The following is a 15,851-nucleotide window of genomic DNA, read 5'->3' on the forward strand; positions in this document are numbered from 1 at the left end:
TACCCCGAAACAGACCTGCGGGGACACCCACCTGCGGGGACACCCCGCATACCCCGAAACAGACCTGCGGGGACACCCACCTGCGGGGACACCCCGCATACCCCGAAACAGACCTGCGGGGACACCCCGCATACCCCGAAACAGACCTGCGGGGACACCCCGCATACCCCGAAACAGCGGAAGAGGCTTTCGATGACATGCGGGAGGACCCGCATGTTCGAAACAGCGGAAGAAGCTAACCTGGCCTCGTGGTGAGAAAGATCGAGGGCCCAGCCCGCATTCCCGTACCTGGTGGAAAGCTGATTGACGAGCACGTCGGTCGTGTCAGTAGCGGTGACGAGGCGATCTCCATCGCCCATATGACCGCGCCGCCCGGGTGGGAGGAGCCGGCTCAGACGCCGGCGTTCACCGAATACACCGTGGTCCTGCGCGGCACTGTGATCGTGGAGCATGACGAGGGCACGATCGAGGTCGCGGCCGGGCAGTCGGTGGTGACGGCGCCGGGGGAGAAGGTGCGTTACAGCTCGGGTCCCGAAGGGGCCGAGTACATCGCCGTGTGCCTGCCCGCCTTTTCTCCGGAAGCGGCGGGCAGGGAGCCGTAGCCGGGCGCTGCTCATATCATGGCCAGATGAGCCCCACGCTTGACGAGATCCGGCGGGCTCCCAAGGTGTTGCTGCACGATCACCTCGACGGCGGGCTCCGCGCCGAGACGATCGTCGAGCTGGCCCGGGAGACCGGTTATGATCGGCTGCCCACGGACGACCCCGACAACCTGCGCAAATGGTTCGAGGAGGCGGCCGACTCGGGCTCGCTTGAACGTTACCTGGAGACGTTCGAGCACACGGTCGGGGTCATGCAGACGCGCGAGTCGCTCGTCCGCGTGGCCGCCGAGTGCGCCCAGGACCTGGCCGCCGACGGAGTGGTCTACGCCGAGGTGCGCTTCGCGCCCGAGCAGCACACCACCCGGGGGCTGAGCCTCGACCAGGTGGTGGAGGCGGTGCTCGACGGGTTCCGGCAGGAGTCCGCGGGCATCCGGGTCGGTACGCTGCTCACGGCCATGCGGCACCAGGCCCGGTCCATGGAGATCGCCGAGCTCGCGGTGCGTTACCGGGATGTGGGCGTGGTGGGGTTCGACATCGCGGGGGCCGAGGCCGGATACCCGCCCACGAGGCATCTCGACGCGTTCGAATACCTGCAGCGGGAGAACGCCCACTTCACCATCCACGCGGGCGAGGGGTTCGGGCTGCCGTCGATCTGGCAGGCGATCCAGTGGTGCGGCGCCGACCGGCTCGGGCACGGCGTGCGGATCATCGACGACATCTCCGTGGCCGGCGACGGGTCCGCCAAGCTGGGGCGGCTGGCGGCGTACGTACGGGACAAGCGCATTCCGCTGGAGATGTGCCCCACCTCCAACCTGCAGACCGGCGCCGCCGCGTCGATCGCCGAGCACCCCATCGGGCTGCTGCGGCGGCTGCACTTCAGGGTCACGGTCAACACCGACAACCGGCTGATGAGCGCGACGAACCTGTCACTGGAGTTCCACAAGCTGGTGGAGGCGTTCGGCTACGGGTGGGACGACCTGCAGTGGTTCGCGGTCAACGCGATGAAGTCGGCGTTCATCCCGTTCGACGAGCGGCTGGCATTGATCAACGGTGTGATCAAGCCGGGGTTCGCGCAGCTCAAGTGGCAGCCGTGAAGCAGACCTACCGGTCCAGGACCGCGTTCGTGCTCGGGTGGGTGTGGCTGGCCTTCGCCGCGCTCAACGTCTGGGACCTGATCGTCCGCTACAGCGGCAAGCCGTCGCTGGTGGCGCTGGCCGTGCTCGGGGCGCTGACGGCGCTGGTCTACGCGATCGCGCTCCGACCCGCCACCGTGTTCACGGAGGCGGGGCTGGTGGGGCGCAACCCGTTCCGCACGACGTTCCTGCCGTGGGCGTCGATCGAGGACGTCACGGTCTCGCACTCCATCAACGTCCGCTACGGCGACGAGGGGGTGCTGCGGTTGTGGACGCCGATGAGCAGCGCGCGAGAGCGGGCCAAGGCGCAGCGGCGCGGGGCACCCCGGCAGCGGCGTGGGCGATACACGACCGAGCCCACGCTGTCGAAGGGCGAGCAGGCGGCGGTGGAGGCGTTCGCGGGCAAGACACACGCCGACTGGGTGGGCGACCAGATCCGCGATCGCGTCGAGTCGGCCAGGCGCCGCGACGAGGTGGCGGCGCCGGCCCGGGTCACGTGGTCGTACGACTCCATCGCCGTGCTGCTGGTGGCGGTCGTGCTGGTGGTCGTGGCGATCGTCATCGCCTGATGAATCGGGTGATGCCTGCCTGCGCGATGCCCGATTCCTCCACCTCGATGGCCGCCTCCGTCTCCATGGTGAAGGCCCGCTCGACTTCGGCCAGGGACGGGCGCAGCAGCCTCAGGTGCACGGCCGTGGCCGTGTCCGGGGCGGTCCAGTGGTGTACGCGGGCGATCGCCGTGTCCAGTAGGTCCTCCGGGGCGACGATCTCGTCCAGCAGGCCGATCGTGTGGGCCTGCTCGGCCGTCATGCGGGTGGAGTCGAGCACCAGCTTCAGCGCCTTGGCGCCCACCAGGCGGGGGAGCAGGTAGCTGGAGGCGTTCGAGATCGACAGTCCTATGTGGTTCTCCGGGAAGAAGTATTCGGCTGCCGGAGTGCCGATGCGGGTGTCGAAGCAGAGCGTCCATTCGGCGGCCCCGCCCACGGCCAGGCCGTTGATCGCGGCCACGACCGGGACCCGCGTCTCCAGCACAGCTCTGGTCAGGTCGTGGAACAGCTCCACCTCCGCCACCAGCGACTGGCCGGCGGCCTCGTGCAGGTCCTCGCCGGCCGAGAACGCCCTGCCTGTGCCGGTGACCACGATGCCTCTGGCGCTCTTGCCGTGCTCGCGTACCGCCGCCGCCAGGTCCCTGCGCATGGTGGCGGTGAGGGCGTTGAGCTTGTCCGGGCGGGCGAGCGTGATCACGGCCACCTCGTCGCGTACCGTTACCTCGATCATGACTGCTCCTTGTCGGTCGCGATGGCGGGGGCGGCACGCTGGTCGCGTTCCGGGGTGAGGAGGTGGCGCTTCTCTATACGGGCCGACGGGGTCAGGGAGAACGCCTCGACGAACTCGACGTACGCCGGGATCTTGAACCTGGCCAGGCGTTCCCTGGCGTGCTCGATCACGCTCACGGCGGTGCTCTCGTCCGGGCCGTGTCCGGGGCGGAGCTGGAGGAACGCCTTGGGGAGCTCGCCCCACAGGTCGTCGGGGATGGGCACCAGGGCCGCCTGCAGGACCGCCGGGTGCTGGGTGAGCACCCTTTCCACTTCGGCGCACGAGATGTTCTCGCCGCCCCTGCGCACCATGTCCTTCAATCGACCGGCGTGGTGGATATAGCCGCTTGCGTCGCGGAAGCCCAGGTCGCCCGTGTGGTACCAGCCGCCTCTGAAGGCGTGGGCGGTGGCCTCCGGGTGGTTCCAGTAGCCGTTCATCATGGGCACGCCTCTGACCAGGATCTCGCCGGTCTCCCTGTCTAATTCGACCTCCTTGCCCGGTGGCGCGAGGCCCATGGCGCCGGTGCCGACCGTCTCGGCCGCGTCCACGGGCACGACCAGGTCGGGGCCGCTCTCCGTGGAGCCGTACAGCTCGCGCCACGGCGCGCCCCAGCGCTCCTCGAAGGCCTGGTGCAGGTCCGGCTGGATGCCCGAGCAGAGCACGAGCCGCATGCGGTTGTCGCGATCGTGCGGGTGGGGTGGCTGCTTGTGCATGAGGAGGGGCATGCTGCCCAGCACGTACGTGAGGGTCGCGCCGTGCTCCCTGGCCGAGGCCCAGAAGCCGGAGGCGGAGAATCGGGGGAGCACGACAAGGGGAATGCCGCCGATGAGGCAGAGGAGGGTGGCCCACTGGGGGTCCATGTAGGAGTACGCCTGGGCGATCAGCATGACGTCGTCGTCGCGCAGGCGTACCTGGTCGGCGGCGATCTGGGCGGTCCTGAGCCAGTAGTCGTGGGTGAGCATGCAGGCTTTGGGGAAGCCGGTCGTACCCGACGTGTACTGAAAATTCGCGACATCGTCGGCTTTGAGCGGTATATGGGTGTTTAGGGGCTCGGGGATGCGGGCGTAGTCGACGGTGGTCAGGGTGAGTACGGCGCCCGAGTCGTCGAGGACGTGCGCCAGGTCGGCCGCCTGGTAGCGGGCGTTCACCGGGACGGCGATCGCCCCGGCCTTGAGGATCCCGAGCCAGCTCAACGGCCAGGCGGGCACGTTGTCCATCATGATCGCCACCCGATCGCCGGGCTGTACGCCCTTGTCGATCAGGCCCTGGGCCAGCCGGTCGGACCGGGCGTCGGCGTCCGCGAAGGTCAGGGAGGTGTCGGGGAAGCGGAGGAACTCACGTTCGCCGTACGTTCTAGCGGCGTGCCTCATCAGGTCGGGGATCGTTTCGTACATCCGGCGGCTCCCACGGGAAGTCGGGCAGCAGAGCGAGATCGAGCGTCACCACGGCCTGGGCGGGGGTGCGGACGGCCGCCAGGCCGATCGTGACGAACTCGGCGCACACCTGCTCCAGCGTGGAGTCCCCGTCGGGGCGGTACCACTCGCTGGTGCCGGTGCACATGGACATCAGGGCGAGGCGGGTCAGCTTCTGGTCGGCGACGCGGAACGCCGTGGCGGAGACCCCGTCCGCGAGGGCGCGTTTCCAGTGGGCCTCATAGGCGTCGCGGAGGGCGATGATCTCGTCGTGGGCCGTTGAGCCGGGCGTCAGGGAGCGCAACTCGCCGTCCATGACGCGGGTGGTCATGGGGCTGAGGGCGTGGACGGCGGTGAGTGAGCTGATCAGCAGGGCGAGGCGGTCGGCGGGGCGTTCGACGTTGGCCAGCATGCGTCCGGTGGCGTCGATCAGGCCACGCTGCGCGACGCGCATGAGGTCGGCCAGCAGGGCTTCCTTGCTCGACACGTGATGATAAATCCCGGCATTGGTCATGTTGACCGCCTTGGCGAGGTCGCGGATGCTCGTCGCCGCGTAGCCCTGCCGGGCGAACAGCAGCACCGCCGCCGTCCTGATCCGCAGGCTCGCATCCGCGTCCCGGTCCGTGAGATCCAAGATCATGTGTCCTACCGAACGTTCGGTCGCCTTTCTCCGGAAAATACCCCATGTCATCTGAAATCGCCATAGGTTGACTCTGACACCGTGTGAGCCCCTACACCTGGGGAGGACATGTTCAGCATCGGAGATTTCGCCAGGCTGGGGCTGGTGTCCGTACGGATGTTGCGGCACTACGACGCGATCGGCCTGCTGCGCCCCGCGCACGTGGACCCGGTCACCGGCTACCGCTCCTACCAGGCCGCGCAGCTGTCCAGGCTCAACCGCATCGTCGCGATCAAGGACCTCGGCTTCACGCTGGAGCAGGTCAGGGCCATCCTCGACGAGAAGGTGAGCGCGGAGGAGCTGCACGGCATGGTACGACTGCGCCGCGCCCAGCTCGAAGCCCAGATCAGCGCCGACCTGGCCAGGTTGCGAGGCGTCGAGGCGCGACTCCGTACGATCGAGAGGGAAGGTCACATGCGGACGGCGGAGGTCGTACTGAAGAGTGTGAGCCCGATCCGGGTCGCCGAGCTCAGCGCCCGGGCGGCCAGCTACGAGGGCGAGGACATCGGCCCGGTCATCCAGCCGCTGTTCGCCCAGATCTGCGGACGGGTGGAGGCGGCCTCCGTGCGGATCATCGGTCCCGGGCTCGCCTACTACCAGGAGGAATCCGACGGCTCGGTCATGGTGCACGCCTGCCTGCCGGTCTCCGTGCCGCCGGGTCCGTACGACTTCGACGTGGTGGACCTGCCCGGCATCGAGACGGCGGCCACGATCATCCACCACGGGTCGATGGAGCAGGTAGGGCCGACGTTCCAGGCGCTGGCCCACTGGATCGAGGAGAACGGCTTCCGTTCGCGGGCCCTGGCCAGGGAGATCTCCCTGCACTGCCCCGAGAACCCGGACGAATGGGTGACCGAGCTCCAGATCGAGGTGACCCCGGCGTAGTGGACGCGATGGAGCTGGAAGGGCACCGGGTCGAGCTGACCGGCTACTGCTACCGCATGCTCGGCTCGGGGTTCGAGGCCGAGGACGCGGTGCAGGAGACGTTCGTACGGGCGTGGCGTACCTACGATCCCGGGCGGGGCCCGCTGCGTTCGTGGTTGTTCCACCTGGCCACGAACATCTGCCTCGACATGCTGCGCGGCCCGCAGCGCCGCGCCCGCGCCATGGACCTCGTCCCCGCCGCGATTCCGGGCGCCGACCTGGGCGTCCCGCTCCCGCAGGACAGGTGGGTCTATCCCGTCCCGGACAGCCGCGTTGACCCGGCGGACGTGGCGGTGGCGAAGGAGACCATCCGCCTGGCCTTCGTGGCGGCCCTCCAGCACCTCCCGCCCCGCCAACGAGCCGTCCTCATCCTCCGCGACGTCCTGAAGTGGACCGCCGCCGAGACGGCCACCCTCCTGTCCACCACGGTCACGTCGATCAACAGCACCCTGCAACGGGCTCGCGCCAGGCTCCCCTTGATCGGCTCTCCGGCCGGAGAGGTGGACGAGGACCTGCTGACCCGCTACGTGTCGGCGTTCGAGCGTTACGACGTGGCCACCCTGGTGTCGTTGCTGCACGAGGACGCGACGATGTCGATGCCGCCGTTCACGTGGTGGTTGCGCGGGCGCGAGCACATCCGCGCGGTCCTGCTCGCCTCCGATGCGCCGTGCGCCGGGTCCCGCCTCCTGCCGACGCGGGCGAACGGCTCCCCCGCCTTCGCCCAGTACCTTCACGGCGAGCCGTTCGCCCTGGTCGTCATCGAGGGCGACGGTCTCATCACGGGTGTCACCACGTACCTGGATCCCGGATTGTTCCCGTTCTTCGACCTGCCGATGAGTTCGGCGCCCCCGCTCCGTACTAACGGATGAAGGAGGAACACAACATGCCACAGATCGTCGAATTTCCCGAACGTCCTTACATCGGGATCCGCAAGACCATCACCATGACCAGTTTCGGCCTGGTCGGGGACCGCATCGCCGGAATGATCGGCTGGCTCGCCGAACGCGGCGTCGCCCCCGCCGGAGCCCCGTTCTTCAGGTACGACGCCATCAACATGCCCGAGGACCGGCTGGTGGTGCAGGCCGGCGTACCGGTCGCCACGCCGTTGGAAGGGGAGGGCGAGATATTCGCGGACGTCCTCCCGGCGGGCCGCTACGTCACCACTTCCCACCACGGCCACCCCGACCAGCTCATGGGCGTCACCGCGTCCCTGCTGAAGTGGACCGAGGAACAGGGCCTGACCTGGGACATGACCGAAAAGGACGGTACGGAGCACTGGGGCTGCCGCCTGGAGTTCTACAAGACGGACCCGAGGGTCGAGCCCGACCTCAACAACTGGGACACCGACCTGCAGTTCCGTCTTGCGTAAACCCAAACGCACGCGCTCTCAGCCGGCGTAGCCGGGCGGGGAAGTGTGCGGATCGCCGGCGGCCTGGAAGCGGCCCACAAAGCCACCCCAGCCGCCGGCGCCCTCCTGGGCTGGCGCGGTCACGACCAGCAGGCGAGCCTCCCCGTCACCGCGGATCGTGTAACCGTGCTCGATGCCGCGCGGCAGGAACACGAAACCGCCGTTCTCCGCCTCGAACGTGTGGTCCCCGCACCGAAACGTCAGGGCGCCCTTCAGCACATAGAAGATCTCGTCCTCCGTCGCGTGCGTGTGGTCCGGCGGCTCCTCGCCGGCGCGCGTGGCGAACTCGAACATCGCCAGCCGCGGCCCGCCGTCCAACTCGCCCGTCTTCACCGTCAGATCAATCTTCACCGTCAGATCAATGCCGAAGCGGTAGACCCAGCCCTCTCCGGCCTTCAGCGCGTACGGTCCGTCCATGGCTTCACCCTTCCCCAGCCGGGCGGGGGACGCTATTGGATGAGCTCAGGGCGCGGGCACGCGAATTCGCGGCTACGCGGGACGCCGTTCGACGCCTGCGCAATGCGGACAGTTCCACGCCGCTCTACGCGGTCTCCCGGAGTGGATGCAGCGTTCAAGGGGTCACACACGTCACGCCTGAGGAGTTGCTCGACGTCTGGGGCTGAGCGATTCCCAGGAAGCAACCAGACTTGGTAGTCCCGAATCTGGTACAACCAAAGTTGGTTGTCTTAGGGGGGTCAGATGGATGGATTCATCGGACGCGATCGAGAGCTGGCCACGCTGGGCCGCTACTTCACGCGCGTAGGTGCAGGCGATCGGCCAGGGCGCGCCATCCTCATGCGCGGCCGTCGCCGAGTGGGGAAATCGCGCCTCGCTGAGGAGTTCATTCACCGGAGCGGCGTACCCAGCCTGTTCTTCACCGCGGCGCACGAGCCGCTCTCCGATCAACTCGAGCGCTTCATCGCGGATGCCGCGGCCTCAGACCTGCCCGACGCTTCCCTCTTCGAGGGGATGGCTCCGTCCTCTTGGGACAGCGCGCTTCGGCTGCTGGCGCAGGCCGTTCCCCAAGACTCGCCCAGCATCGTGGTCCTCGACGAGATCCCCTTCATGATCGCTGAAGATCCGCACCTCGAAGGCAGGTTGCAGCGTCTTTTCGACCGAGAATTCTCCCGCCGTCCCATGCTGCTCATACTCATCGGTTCTGATCTGTCCATCATGGAAGCGATCAACCAGTACGACCGTCCGTTCTACATGCGAGCGTCGGAGATGGTGATCAATCCGCTCACCCCCGCCGACGTGGCGGAGAAGCTGGGCTTGCCACCGGCCGAAGCCATCGACGCCTACTTGGTCACGGGCGGCCTCCCCATGATCCTGGACGAATGGCCGGCCGGCGCGACCGTGTGGGACTTTCTGAACACCGTCGTCCCCGACCCGACCTCAGCGCTGACCGTGAGCGGCGAACGCGCCATGTCGGCGGAGTTCCCGCCGGAGGCGCAGGCCAGGAGCCTGTTGAAGGCCATCGGTTCGGGACAACGCACCTTCTCCTCCATCTCCAAGGCGTCCGGCGGGATGCCCGGCACGTCAGTCCAGCGCGGCCTGCAAGTCCTCATGGAAAAGCGCATGGTCGTGGCAGAGGTGCCGTTGTCCACCCGCCCATCGAAGGAACGCCGCTACCACATCGCGGACACGCATCTGCGATTCTGGCTGTCCTTTGTCGAACCGGGCATGCCAGAGATCGACCGCGGGCGCGGCGATCTTGTGCTCAGCCGCATAGAGCGTTCGTGGACGGCTTGGCGCGGCACGGCCGTGGAGCCCACCGTCCGCGAGTCCCTCCGCCGCATGGACGGGTTGCCCGAGGCGACCGGGGCGATTGGCGGGTATTGGACGAGGACCAACAACCCCGAGATCGACCTCGTCGGCGCCGATCGGGAGCCGGTCGCGAAGAAGATCACGATGGTCGGCTCCGTGAAGTGGCTCGAGAACCGGCCTTTTGATCGTCACGATCTGAACGAGCTCATCGTCCATCGCAGCAAGATCCCGGGTGCCGACGCTTCCACACCGCTTTACGCGGTCTCTCGCAGCGGGTGCGACGTGGAGGGGGTCAAGGAGGTCACTCCCGAGGAGTTGCTCGACGTCTGGCGATAGCCGCTGGGGGTCCCGCTTCAGAGGCCGAGGTGGGTGGTCAGGTCCGCTTTCAGGGCGTTGAGGTCCGCTGTGGCGCGGGTCCGCGCCTCCGTGACCTCGCCCGTCACCGGTACGACGACCTCCAGGTAGCACTTCAGCTTGGGCTCGGTGCCCGAAGGGCGTACCACCACGCGGGCGTCACCCGACAGGCGGTAGCGCAGGCCGTCCGTCGGGGGGAGGCCCCCGTCGCCCTTCGCCAGGTCGTCCGCCCGCGACACCGTCCGCCCCCCGAGCGCAGAAGGCGGGTCCGCGCGTAGCCGGGACATGGCGGAGGTGATCAGGGACAGGTCGGCCACTCTGAAGGAGAGCTGGGACGTGGCGTGCAGGCCGTAGCGCCGCGCCTGGTCGTCCAGCAGGTCCAGCAGAGTACGGCCGTCGCGTTTGGCGGTCGCCGTGATGGCCGCCACCGTCAGAGCCGCCCCGATGCCGTCCTTGTCGCGGACCGGGAGGCCGGCGTTCGAGCCGACGCTGTAGCCGATGGCCTCCTCGTAGCCGAACACCAGCCCGGGGCCCGCCTTGATGATCCACTTGAAGCCGGTCAGCGTCTCGCCGTACCGGACCCCGTGATGCTGGGCGATCTTGCCGAGCAGGGTCGAGGAGACGATGGTGGTGGCCACCATGCGGTCGCCGGACGTGTGCGTGATCACGTGTTCGGCCAGCAGGCCCCCGAGCTCGTCGCCCGTCAGCATGCGGCATGTGCCGTCCGGCAGCGGGACCCCCGCCGCACATCTGTCGGCGTCGGGGTCGTTGGCGAGGACCAGGTCGGCGTCCAGCTTGGCGGCCAGGGCGATGGCCAGGTCCATCGCGCCCGGCTCCTCCGGGTTGGGGAAGGACACCGTGGGGAAGTCGGGGTCGGGGTCGCGTTGCTCGTCCACGGCCACCGGCGGCTCGAAGCCGGCGGCCAGGAAGGCGCTCGTCAGCGTGTCCGCGCCCACCCCGTGCAGCGGTGTGTACGCGATCCGGAGGTCGCGGGCCTCGCCCAGGGGGAGGGATGTCACCGCGTCGATGTAGGCGTTGACGATGTCCTCGCCCAGCTCCGTGCCCGGGGCGCGGAGCGGGAGCCGGTCGACGCGGCCCACGGCGTCGATGGCGGCCGAGATCTCGCTGTCGATCGGCGGCACGATCTGGGAGCCGTCGCCCCAGTAGACCTTGTAGCCGTTGTCGCGCGGCGGGTTGTGGCTGGCGGTGACCGTCACCCCGGCGTCCGCGCCGAGGTGGCGTACGGCGAAGGCCAGGATGGGCGTCGGCAGCGGGCGCGGCAGGAGCGAGGCACGCAGCCCGGCGCCCGTCAGGACGGCGGCCGTGTCGCGGGCGAATATGTCGGACTTGTGCCGGGCATCGTAGCCGATGACCACGTGTTTGCCCGGCCCGAGCACCTTGGCCAGGCCGGCGGCGGCGCGCATGACGGTGACGCGGTTCATCCGGTTGGGGCCCGCGCCCAGCTCGCCACGCAGCCCTGCCGTGCCGAACTCCAGCTTGGCCCCGAAGCGATCGTGCAAACCCGCCAGGTCCTCGCGGTCCAGCAGGTCGGAGAGCTCCAGGCGGGTATCCGGGTCGGGGTCCTGGGCCAGCCACCGCCGGGCCTCGTCCAGCAGGTTCACAGCTGGTCCACCACCTTGGCCAGCAGCACGCCCATGCGGGCCGCCGTGGCCCGCCCGACCTCCAGGACCTCCTCGTGGTTCAGCGGCTCGCCGGACAGGCCCGCGCCGGGGTTGGTGACCAGGGAGATGCCGAGCACGTCGAGGTTGGCCTCGCGGGCGGCGATGGCCTCCAGGACGGTGGACATGCCGATCATGTCGCCACCCAGCGTGCGCAACATGCGGATCTCGGCCGGCGTCTCGTACGTGGGCCCGCGGAAGGCCACGTAGACGCCCTCCGTGAGGGTCGGGTCGATCTCGCGGACCAGGGCGCGCAGGCGGCGCGAGTAGACCTCGGTGAGGTCGATGAACGTGGTCCCGGTGATCGGGTTGGCCCCGGTCAGGTTGATGTGGTCGCTGATCAGGACCGGGTCGCCGACGTTCTGCGTCTCGGGCCGCAGGCCGCCGGCCGCGTTGGTCAGCACGAGGGTACGGACTCCGGCCGCGGCCGCCGTACGCACACCGTGCACGACCGCGTCCACCCCGAGCCCTTCGTACAGATGCGTACGCCCGAGGAACACCAGCGCGTGCCGCCCCGCCGAAGTGCGCACGACGCGGATCCGCCCGCCGTGCCCGGCCACGGCGGGAGCCCGGAAACCGGGCAGGTCCGTGAACGGGATCTCGCGAAGCGTCTCGCCGATCGCGTCGGCGGCGGGCACCCACCCCGACCCCATGACGAGCGCCACGTCGAAGGTGTCGAGGCCGGCCGCGCCGGTCAGGGCCGCGGCGGCCTCACTGGCCAGGGTGTATGCGTCGTTGGTCACAGCTCAGTAGTTTATGAGCAGCCTGTCCAGCACCCGCACGCCGAACTGCAGCGCGTCCACCGGCACCCGCTCGTCCACGCCGTGGAACATCGCCGCGAAGTCCATGTCCCCAGGCAGCCGCAGCGGCACGAACCCGAACCCGCGCACCCCCAGGTCCGCGAAGAACGTCTTGTTGTCGGTGCCCCCGGACATGCAGTACGGGATCGCCCGCGCGGCCGGGTCCTCGGCCTCGAGCGCCGCGATCATCGACTCGACGAGGTCGCCGTCGAAGGTGGTCTCCAGCGCGATGTCGTGGTGCACGAACTCGCGCCGGACGCGCGGCCCCAGCAGCGAGTCGATGGTCTTGAAGAACTCCTCCTCGAATCCCGGCAGGAACCGCCCGTCGATCACCGCCGTGGCCTGGCCGGGGATGACGTTGGACTTGTAGCCGGCGCCGAGCTGGGTGGGGTTCGTGGTGTTGCGCAGGGTCGCGCCGACGAAGCGGGCCAGGGGCCCGATCCGGTCGATGATCGGCTGCGGGTCGTCCTCGTCGAACGGGATCCCGAACGCGTCCGCGACCTGGGTGAGGAACCGGCGCACCGTGGGCGTGTACGTGAGCGGCCAGTCGTGGTCGCCGATCCTGGCCACCGCCCTGGCGATCTCGGTGACGGCGTTGTCGGAGTTCAGCATCGAGCCGTGCCCCGCCGTGCCGTCGGCGGTCAGCTTCATCCAGGCCAGGCCCTTCTGCGCGGTCTCGATCAGGTAGAGCCGCAGCGACGGGTCCACCTCCAGCGAGTAGCCGCCGACCTCGCTGATCGACTCGGTGACGCCCTCGAACAGCCCGGGGTGGTGGGCGGTGAGGTATTTGGCGCCGTACACGCCGCCGGCCTCCTCGTCGGCCAGCCAGGCGAACACCAGGTCGCGGCGCGGCTTGCGTCCTTCGCGCTTGAGCTGGCGCAACATCGCCAGCATCATCGCGTCCATGTCCTTCATGTCCACGGCGCCGCGGCCCCAGATGTAGCCGTCGCGCACCTCGCCGGCGAACGGGTCCACCGACCAGTCGGCCGCGTTGGCGGGCACCACGTCCAGGTGCCCGTGGACGAGCAGCGCGGGCAGGGACGGGTCGGTGCCCTCGACGCGGGTGATCACGTTGCCGCGGCCGGGCTCGCTCTCGATGTACTCGTAGTCGATGCCGACCTCGGCCAGCCTGGCCATGACGACCTCGGCCGCGGCCCGTTCGCCGGGGCCGGTGCCGTCCCCGTAGTTGCTGCTGTCGGCGCGGATCAGCTCCACGCACAGGTCGGCGACTTCCTTCTCGGCGGGTGTCATGGCGTTTTCTCCCAACGGTGATCCAGCGTGAGCAGTCCGGACTTGCGGAGGTGGCCGCGTTTGTAGGCGCGGGTGATGAGGGTGAGGTCGACGTCGGTGATCTCGTCGTGCGAGCCGACGACCTCGGTCATGAACCGGTAGAGGTCGGCCTCGTGCGCCGCCACGACCTGCACGATCAGGGAATGGGTGCCCGAGGTGGCGGCACAGTAGCGTACGTACGGGTGTGCGGCCAGTCGCTGGCCGACCAGGTCGAGCCCGTACGGGCGGACCTTCAGCCAGAGCATGGCCTCCACCTCCAGCCCGAGCAGCGCGGGCTCCACCTCGGCCCGCGGCAGCAGCAGGCGCCGCTCGATCAGCGAGGTCACCCGCCGGCGCGCGGTCGGCACGGAGATGTCGAGGCGCTCGGCGACCGCGGTGAAGGCGATCCGGCCGTCGTCGGCCAGCAGCTCGGCGATCTCCTGCTCCAGAGGTGACAGGCCCTCCTCGTCGGGCAGGCAGTCGGGGAGCGGCGCCGGCCGCAGCTCGGCGACTTCCTCCTCGCTGAGGTACGGCGCGTGCCATTCGGCCACGGTCCTGAACGTGTGGAGCACGACCTGAGTCTGCGTCTGCAAGACCCCGTCGATGTCGCTGATCTCAAAGGAGAGAATGCGGTGCAGGGCCTCCCTGGACGGGGAGACCAGCTCGCAGCCGAGGTCGGCGGCGCCGGTCAGGGCGTAGACCGAGCGCGTGTCGGGCCGGTCGGCCAGCGCTTCGGCCACCTTGACCGCCGTGCCGGGACGCACCCGGACGTGCAGGTGCACGGGACGCCCGTGGCCGGTGCGCAGGTCGTCGTAGATGGCCGTGACCCGCACCATCCCCTCCGCGATCAGCCGCTGCAGCCTTCTGGCGACCGTACGCTCGTGCTCGCCCACGGCCCGGCCGATCTCGCCCCACGAGGCCCGGGGGCTGACCTGGAGCGCGGCGACGAGGCGCCGGTCGAGAACATCCACCTGCAACCTGTTCTGTGTCGGGTTTGTAAATATCTGAGTAGACATTTGACTGTTTCGGTCGTGCAATTGCACAGTAAGCCATCACCGCACCTATCAGCAAAGGAGGTCCCGTGGCCACCTCCCCCGTGGCCGAGTCCCCCCTCGGCATCCCCCGGAGCCGGGTCCGCCAGCTCATGGCGGCGAGCATCGGCAACGTGGTCGAATGGTACGACTGGTATGCCTATACGTTCCTCGCGACGTACTTCTCCACCCAGGTCTTCCCGCCCAGCGCGGACAACAGCCTGGTGCCGCTGCTGAGCGCGTTCGCGGTCTTCGCGGTGGGCTTCTTCATGCGCCCGCTGGGCGGCCTGCTGGTCGGCGCGTTCGCCGACCGCTACGGGCGCAAGGCCGCGATGACGTTCACGATCGTGCTGATGGGCGCGGGCTCGCTGCTCGTGGGCCTGACCCCCACCTACGCGGCCGCGGGAATCCTGGCGCCGCTCATCCTGACCCTGGCCAGGCTCGTCCAGGGACTGTCGGTGGGCGGCGAGTTCGCCGCCGCGACCACGTTCCTGGTGGAGTCGGCCCCGGCCGGCCGCCGCGGCCTGTTCTCGAGCTTCCAGTACGTCAGCACCACCATCGGCCAGCTCCTGGCCTCTGGACTGGCGGCGCTGCTGGCCACCACCCTGATCAAACCCGACATGGACTCGTACGGCTGGCGCATCCCGTTCATCGTGGGCGCCGTGGTCAGCCTCGTGGGCCTGTGGATCCGCAGGGGCGCCGACGAGACCTCGGCCGTGGCGGGGGAGATCCAGCGGGGCACGGTCGAGCGGCCGAAGATGTTCGAGTTCCTCAAGCACCATCCGAGGGCGGCGTTCACGATCGTCGGCATCACGATCGCGGGCACCGTCGCGTACTACACGTGGACCAGCTTCCTGCCCACCTACGCGCAGATCACCGTGAACTTCGACAAGGCCGACTCACTCCAGGTCGGCACGATCTCACTGGTGTTCTTCATGATCCTGCAGCCGCTGCTGGGCATGTTGTCGGACCGGATCGGGCGCAAGCCGATGCTGATCACCTTCGGGCTGGGGTTCCTGATCCTGCCCGTGCCGCTGCTCGGCCTGCTCACCGACGCGTACGGGAGCCTGCTGGTCGTGCAGCTCATCGGCATGGTCTTCCTCGGCTGCTTCACCTCGATCTCGGCCGCGGTGAACTCCGAGCTCTTCCCGACCAGGGTGCGCGCGGCCGGCGCGGGCTTCCCGTACTCGCTGACCGTGGCGCTCTTCGGCGGCACCGCCCCGCTGATCGGCACCGCGCTGCAGGAGGCCGGCAACCCCGGGCTCTTCCCGTGGTACATGTCGGCGCTGGCGCTGATCTCCACGCTGGTCTACGTCTTCGTCCTGCGCGAGACCAAGGACCAGCCGCTGCGCTAGCCCGGCTTGATTCGGCGAAGCCGGGAAGATCGAGTCAAGTTTGTGGATGTTGAGCTGGGATCGCTGGTCAGGCAGCGGTTCCAGCGCGGCGGCTGAGGTCGTCGATGGCGTGGTGGTAGGC

General features: G+C 69.0%; 16 protein-coding genes. 8 read left to right on the forward strand and 8 right to left on the reverse strand.

The features are described from left to right. Positions 1–248 precede the first annotated feature (248 nt). From ACFLIM_RS49055 to ACFLIM_RS49065, 3 genes are read left to right on the forward strand one after another with little or no spacing between them, the layout of a single operon-like run. Complete coding sequence (locus ACFLIM_RS49055) at positions 249–602, forward strand: cupin domain-containing protein (RefSeq protein ID WP_393177609.1); 354 nt, start codon at positions 249–251, stop codon at positions 600–602. Positions 603–628: 26 nt separating this feature from the next. Continuing rightward, positions 629–1,696, forward strand: coding sequence for an adenosine deaminase (locus ACFLIM_RS49060; protein WP_393177611.1), 1,068 nt, complete (start codon positions 629–631; stop codon positions 1,694–1,696). Beyond that, positions 1,693–2,304: a PH domain-containing protein gene (locus ACFLIM_RS49065; RefSeq protein WP_393177613.1), complete on the forward strand. Its 612-nt coding sequence runs from the start codon at positions 1,693–1,695 to the stop codon at positions 2,302–2,304. Before ACFLIM_RS49060 ends, ACFLIM_RS49065 begins: the two co-directional genes overlap by 4 nt. On the opposite strand, the gene ACFLIM_RS49070 is transcribed toward ACFLIM_RS49065, so the two are convergent. Genes ACFLIM_RS49070 through ACFLIM_RS49080 form a run of 3 tightly spaced genes read right to left on the reverse strand, consistent with a single transcriptional unit; the run spans position 2,294 to position 5,104 of the window. Continuing rightward, on the reverse strand, positions 2,294–3,013 hold the full coding sequence (locus tag ACFLIM_RS49070; RefSeq protein ID WP_393177615.1) for an enoyl-CoA hydratase/isomerase family protein: 720 nt from the start codon (positions 3,011–3,013) through the stop codon (positions 2,294–2,296). The genes ACFLIM_RS49065 and ACFLIM_RS49070 overlap by 11 nt on opposite strands. Next, the gene (locus ACFLIM_RS49075; protein WP_393177617.1) at positions 3,010–4,446 is read right to left on the reverse strand and encodes an AMP-binding protein; all 1,437 of its coding nucleotides are present in this window, start codon (positions 4,444–4,446) and stop codon (positions 3,010–3,012) included. The genes ACFLIM_RS49070 and ACFLIM_RS49075 overlap by 4 nt, the downstream gene beginning before the upstream one ends. Then, positions 4,406–5,104 carry a TetR/AcrR family transcriptional regulator gene (locus ACFLIM_RS49080; RefSeq protein WP_393177619.1) on the reverse strand — a complete coding sequence of 233 codons (699 nt, stop codon included), beginning with the start codon at positions 5,102–5,104 and terminating at the stop codon, positions 4,406–4,408. The genes ACFLIM_RS49075 and ACFLIM_RS49080 overlap by 41 nt, the downstream gene beginning before the upstream one ends. Positions 5,105–5,212: 108 nt before the next feature. On the opposite strand from ACFLIM_RS49080, the gene ACFLIM_RS49085 reads away from it, so the two are divergent. From ACFLIM_RS49085 to ACFLIM_RS49095, 3 genes are read left to right on the forward strand one after another with little or no spacing between them, the layout of a single operon-like run. After that, positions 5,213–6,028 (forward strand): MerR family transcriptional regulator, encoded by an 816-nt coding sequence (locus tag ACFLIM_RS49085; protein ID WP_393177621.1) that lies wholly within the window; start codon positions 5,213–5,215, stop codon positions 6,026–6,028. 8 nt (positions 6,029–6,036) lie between these two features. Continuing rightward, positions 6,037–6,936 (forward strand): sigma-70 family RNA polymerase sigma factor, encoded by a 900-nt coding sequence (locus ACFLIM_RS49090; protein ID WP_393177639.1) that lies wholly within the window; start codon positions 6,037–6,039, stop codon positions 6,934–6,936. 14 nt (positions 6,937–6,950) lie between these two features. Continuing rightward, positions 6,951–7,436, forward strand: a complete 486-nt coding sequence (locus ACFLIM_RS49095) for a GyrI-like domain-containing protein (protein ID WP_393177623.1) — start codon at positions 6,951–6,953, stop codon at positions 7,434–7,436. An 18-nt stretch (positions 7,437–7,454) separates the two neighbouring features. Here the strand turns inward: ACFLIM_RS49095 and ACFLIM_RS49100 are convergent, their stop codons facing one another. Continuing rightward, positions 7,455–7,892, reverse strand: a complete 438-nt coding sequence (locus ACFLIM_RS49100) for a cupin domain-containing protein (RefSeq protein ID WP_393177625.1) — start codon at positions 7,890–7,892, stop codon at positions 7,455–7,457. 282 nt (positions 7,893–8,174) lie between these two features. Here ACFLIM_RS49100 and ACFLIM_RS49105 point away from each other — a divergent pair, with 282 nt between their 5' ends. After that, entirely contained in the window at positions 8,175–9,578 is a 1,404-nt protein-coding gene (locus tag ACFLIM_RS49105; protein WP_393177627.1) for an ATP-binding protein, read from the forward strand. A 17-nt stretch (positions 9,579–9,595) separates the two neighbouring features. Here the strand turns inward: ACFLIM_RS49105 and ACFLIM_RS49110 are convergent, their stop codons facing one another. The 4 genes from ACFLIM_RS49110 to ACFLIM_RS49125 are packed head-to-tail and all read right to left on the reverse strand — an operon-like array spanning position 9,596 to position 14,315. Continuing rightward, complete coding sequence (locus tag ACFLIM_RS49110; RefSeq protein WP_393177629.1) at positions 9,596–11,218, reverse strand: phospho-sugar mutase; 1,623 nt, start codon at positions 11,216–11,218, stop codon at positions 9,596–9,598. Beyond that, a complete protein-coding gene (locus tag ACFLIM_RS49115; protein WP_393177631.1) occupies positions 11,215–12,018 on the reverse strand; it encodes a purine-nucleoside phosphorylase in 804 nt (267 codons plus the stop codon). Before ACFLIM_RS49115 ends, ACFLIM_RS49110 begins: the two co-directional genes overlap by 4 nt. Positions 12,019–12,021: 3 nt before the next feature. Then, complete coding sequence (locus tag ACFLIM_RS49120) at positions 12,022–13,326, reverse strand: M20/M25/M40 family metallo-hydrolase (protein WP_393177633.1); 1,305 nt, start codon at positions 13,324–13,326, stop codon at positions 12,022–12,024. Beyond that, the gene (locus ACFLIM_RS49125) at positions 13,323–14,315 is read right to left on the reverse strand and encodes an Lrp/AsnC family transcriptional regulator (protein WP_393177635.1); all 993 of its coding nucleotides are present in this window, start codon (positions 14,313–14,315) and stop codon (positions 13,323–13,325) included. Before ACFLIM_RS49125 ends, ACFLIM_RS49120 begins: the two co-directional genes overlap by 4 nt. A 110-nt stretch (positions 14,316–14,425) precedes the next feature. On the opposite strand from ACFLIM_RS49125, the gene ACFLIM_RS49130 reads away from it, so the two are divergent. Next, positions 14,426–15,730, forward strand: a complete 1,305-nt coding sequence (locus ACFLIM_RS49130; RefSeq protein WP_393177637.1) for an MFS transporter — start codon at positions 14,426–14,428, stop codon at positions 15,728–15,730. Positions 15,731–15,851: the final 121 nt, after the last annotated feature.

Source organism: Nonomuraea marmarensis (genome assembly GCF_043197025.1).
GTDB classification, from domain to species: Bacteria; Actinomycetota; Actinomycetes; order Streptosporangiales; family Streptosporangiaceae; genus Nonomuraea; species Nonomuraea marmarensis.

Bases quoted from the DNA above. Each gene is read 5' to 3' on its own strand.
- ACFLIM_RS49070 (WP_393177615.1), bottom strand. From the start codon at position 3,013: ATGATCGAGGTAACGGTACGCGACGAGGTGGCCGTGATCACGCTCGCC.
- ACFLIM_RS49120 (WP_393177633.1), bottom strand. From the start codon at position 13,326: ATGACACCCGCCGAGAAGGAAGTCGCCGACCTGTGCGTGGAGCTGATC.
- ACFLIM_RS49075 (WP_393177617.1), bottom strand. From the start codon at position 4,446: ATGTACGAAACGATCCCCGACCTGATGAGGCACGCCGCTAGAACGTAC.
- ACFLIM_RS49060 (WP_393177611.1), top strand. From the start codon at position 629: ATGAGCCCCACGCTTGACGAGATCCGGCGGGCTCCCAAGGTGTTGCTG.
- ACFLIM_RS49085 (WP_393177621.1), top strand. From the start codon at position 5,213: ATGTTCAGCATCGGAGATTTCGCCAGGCTGGGGCTGGTGTCCGTACGG.
- ACFLIM_RS49090 (WP_393177639.1), top strand. From the start codon at position 6,037: ATGGAGCTGGAAGGGCACCGGGTCGAGCTGACCGGCTACTGCTACCGC.
- ACFLIM_RS49105 (WP_393177627.1), top strand. From the start codon at position 8,175: ATGGATGGATTCATCGGACGCGATCGAGAGCTGGCCACGCTGGGCCGC.
- ACFLIM_RS49080 (WP_393177619.1), bottom strand. From the start codon at position 5,104: ATGATCTTGGATCTCACGGACCGGGACGCGGATGCGAGCCTGCGGATC.
- ACFLIM_RS49100 (WP_393177625.1), bottom strand. From the start codon at position 7,892: ATGGACGGACCGTACGCGCTGAAGGCCGGAGAGGGCTGGGTCTACCGC.
- ACFLIM_RS49095 (WP_393177623.1), top strand. From the start codon at position 6,951: ATGCCACAGATCGTCGAATTTCCCGAACGTCCTTACATCGGGATCCGC.